The sequence below is a fragment of the Halanaerobium sp. ST460_2HS_T2 genome (assembly GCF_003337665.1).
Lineage (GTDB): Bacteria > Bacillota > Halanaerobiia > Halanaerobiales > Halanaerobiaceae > Halanaerobium > Halanaerobium kushneri.
This window is the reverse complement of sequence record NZ_QPJF01000066.1, coordinates 1-3475: the sequence shown is the minus strand read 5'-3', so window position 1 is coordinate 3475 and position 3475 is coordinate 1. Positions and strand designations below refer to the sequence as shown.

At 32.9% G+C, this 3475-nt stretch carries 3 protein-coding genes; all 3 read left to right on the top strand.

The genetic code is table 11. The features are described 5' to 3' along the window. Nucleotides 1-378: 378 nt before the first annotated feature. The 3 genes from DFR80_RS15020 (at nt 379) to DFR80_RS15005 (ending at nt 3321) form a co-directional block, all read left to right on the top strand. Entirely contained in the window at nt 379-723 is a 345-nt protein-coding gene (locus DFR80_RS15020; RefSeq protein WP_070466883.1) for a metalloregulator ArsR/SmtB family transcription factor, read from the top strand. A gap of 414 nt (nt 724-1137) precedes the next feature. After that, nucleotides 1138-2460 carry an ISL3 family transposase gene (locus DFR80_RS15010; protein WP_009384779.1) on the top strand — a complete coding sequence of 441 codons (1323 nt, stop codon included), beginning with the start codon at nt 1138-1140 and terminating at the stop codon, nt 2458-2460. Between the two features lie 261 nt (nt 2461-2721). Further along, entirely contained in the window at nt 2722-3321 is a 600-nt protein-coding gene (locus DFR80_RS15005; protein ID WP_108142829.1) for a nitroreductase family protein, read from the top strand. Nucleotides 3322-3475: the final 154 nt, after the last annotated feature.

The following is a 3475-nucleotide window of genomic DNA, read 5'->3' as shown; positions in this document are numbered from 1 at the left end:
TTTATGTTTTTATTATGGACAGTTTATATTATCTATTTAAACGGGTCAATTTTAAATTATTATCCTGGGTCACTTTTAAATTATCATATACAGTTGCATTAGCTACTCCAGAAGATCATATTAATTTTTTGACGATTGTAAGACCAAGGGGTCTTTATACTCTTTTTTCCATCTTTTTGTTTTCGATCTAATCGAGAAGGATATAAAGTGGCATGATAGACAGTTAATACTTAAAAATGTCTAAAAAAGCAGTGAGTTTAATAGAAATAGTTATCCACATTTAGAGGTATGAATAATTCAGGATTACTCCAAAGAAATGCAATTTGACATATGAATAATTACACTATATATTGTAATTGTGAAATGGAGGAGGAAATAATGGAAGAAAATTGTTATACACCTAAACCTCAGCTAACGGATCGTCCTTTGTTGGATATAGATTATGCGGAGGGATTGAGCGAAACGTTTAAAATCCTTTCAAACGGCACGAGGCTTCGGATATTACACGCAGTGAATCGAACACCAAACATATCCGTTACTGAGTTGGCTGAACAACTCGAAATGAAACCTCAAGCCATCTCTAACCAACTTCAACGATTAGATGATAAGGGCATTGTTCGTTCGTCTCGTGAGGGAAATTTTATTCGGTATCGAGTTGTTGATCTTTGTGTAACCAGCCTTTTACACGAAGGATGGTGCCTAACAGAAGATTTACCAAAATAGGAGGAGATTCAAAGTGGAAAAATGTGCACGCTCTAACTGTAATTGTCTTATTGGTGAGAACAAAGTAGAGGTTGATGGAAAAGTTTATTGTAATCAAGAATGTGCAGATCATTGTACTGATGAAGTTTGCGAGTGCAAAGATTGTAGCTGTGCAACTGCATAATTGAATAATAATGAAGGTTATCCTGTGCAACTATAGGATAACCTTTTTTGTACATAGGCTATCCAACGATAGGGTGCATTATTTAATGCAAACTCTACAAAAGGAATTTTCCAAACTATTTTCCTATCACCTATTGTATATGCTTTATGGGATGTTCTAAGAGCATTTGTGGTCACAAAAAATATTTAACAATTTTAATTTTGATATCAAATCTATACTTGAAAAACACGGAGTAGTAAAGGATGAACAATATGTCAGACTTATTATTACTACCAGATCTTAAAACAATAGAACCACCACAAGAAAATGAATCCGACATGATGTTTAAAGTGGAAGCAACTTTTCCACCAGTACGTTGCCCTCAATGTGGCTTTGACAGGCTATATAAACATACATCAAGAAAGCAACTAATCATGGATCTGCCTATTCGTTTAAAGCGAGTAGGATTACAATTAAACCGCAGACGTTATAAATGTCGTGAATGTGGCACAACTTTTTGGGAACGCCTTATATCCATTGACGAAAAGCGTAGTATGACTAAAAGGCTTATAAGGTCTATTGAAGAACAATCTCTGTCTAAGACCTTCGTAGACGTAGCTGAAAGTGTTGGTGTAGACGAGAAAACTGTTAGGAACATCTTTAAAGACTATGTGGCATTAAAAGAACGTGAATATCAGTTTGAAACTCCTAAATGGCTTGGTATTGACGAAATACACATTATCAAGAAACCTCGTCTTGTATTGACCAATGTAGAACGTAGAACTATATATGACATAAAACCCAATCGTAACAAAGATACGGTCATTCAACGCCTTTCTGAAATTAAAGACAATACATATATCGAATATGTCACAATGGATATGTGGAAGCCCTACAAAGACGCAGTTAATACAGTTATACCTCACGCTAAAGTAGTTGTAGATAAGTTTCATGTAGTCCGAATGGCTAATCAAGCCTTGGATAGTGTTAGGAAGTCTCTTAAAGCCAATATGACAGCCAAAGAAAGTCGTACCCTTATGCGTGAGAGGTATATCCTTCTTAAACGAAAGCATGACTTGAATGAACGAGATTCATTCCTTTTGGATACTTGGTTAAGTAATTTACCTGAACTAAAAGAAGCCTACGAACTTAAAGAAGAGTTCTACTTGATATGGGATACAGATGACCTTGAGCAAGCCAAAGATCGTTACAGGTATTGGAGACAATGCTGTTTATCCAGCAACTCTAAAAACGCCTATAAAGACCTATTAAGAGCCGTAGACAACTGGCAGGATGAAATCTTCAATTACTTTGATAAAAGGCTCACTAACGCTTATACAGAGTCTATAAATAGCATCATTAGGCAAGTAGAACGAATGGGTAGAGGGTACTCATTTGAAGCCTTACGAGCTAAAATAATTTTTAATGAAAAGCTCCATAAAAAGAGGAAGCCACGATTTAATTCAAGTGCATTCAGCAAAGCTATGTTATACGATAGTTTCAATTCGTATCAAATAACAGACCGAGACAAAACAGGCAACTATGGTGTAGATTTTTCCACACTTATTAAGAAATTGGAAAAGAGTAACTTATAGGCCCTTTTCCACCATAAAATCCGAATACCCTAAACTTATTAAAAAAGGTTATATAAAAAGAGAAAGATGCAATGAAGATAAAAGAATATATTATGTTGATTTAACTGAAGAAGGTAGAATTTTTATAGAAAAAGTTTTTAAAGAACACGAAAAATATTTATCAAAACTTTTTCAAGAAATAGATAACAATGATAAAAAAGATTTAATTGAAAAATTAAATTTATTTGAAAATGTTGCTAAACAATACAAGGAGTGATAATTGTGGTAAAAGATTTTTATACAGCTATTGAAAAGAGAAGAAGTAGATATTCTATAACAAATGAATCAACGATTTCAGATGAAAAAATAAAAAATATTATAGAATACGCTTTGAAACATACCCCTTTTGCATTTAATGCTCATAATGGAAGAGCAATTTTGTTATTAGGTGAAAATCATGACAAGTTATGGGATATCACAAAAGAAGAATTAAGAAAGATAGTTCCAGAGGAAAACTTCCAAGACACTAGCGATAAAATAGATTCGTTTAAAAATGGATATGGGACTATATTATTTTTTGAAGATACAAAAGTAGTAAAATCACTTCAAAAAGACTTCCCTTTGTACAAAGATAATTTCCCTGTTTGGTCATTACAATCATCTGGAATGCTCCAATATAATGTTTGGACATCCTTATCAATAGAAGGACTTGGGGCATCTCTTCAACACTATAGTGAAGTTATAGAAAATAGAGTAAAAAAAGAATGGGAAATTCCTTCTAATTGGAAAATGATTGCACAGATGCCTTTTGGAAAACCAGCCAACGAACCACCTGAAAAAGAATTTGCTGATATTGATAAATTTTTTAAATTATATGATTAAATAGCTCTATAAAATGATAGTTTTTAATTTAAAAACCAAATAATATGTATTGAATTTCAGAACAAAATGGCCTGACGGCCACCCTACTATAGAAGTTAATTAATATTTCTTTAGTAGGGTTTTATCTTTCAAATGTATATTTAAACTTCATTTC

Coding starts and splice junctions, on each gene's coding strand:
- DFR80_RS15020 (WP_070466883.1), top strand. CDS start 379: ATGGAAGAAAATTGTTATACACCTAAACCTCAGCTAACGGATCGTCCT.
- DFR80_RS15010 (WP_009384779.1), top strand. CDS start 1,138: ATGTCAGACTTATTATTACTACCAGATCTTAAAACAATAGAACCACCA.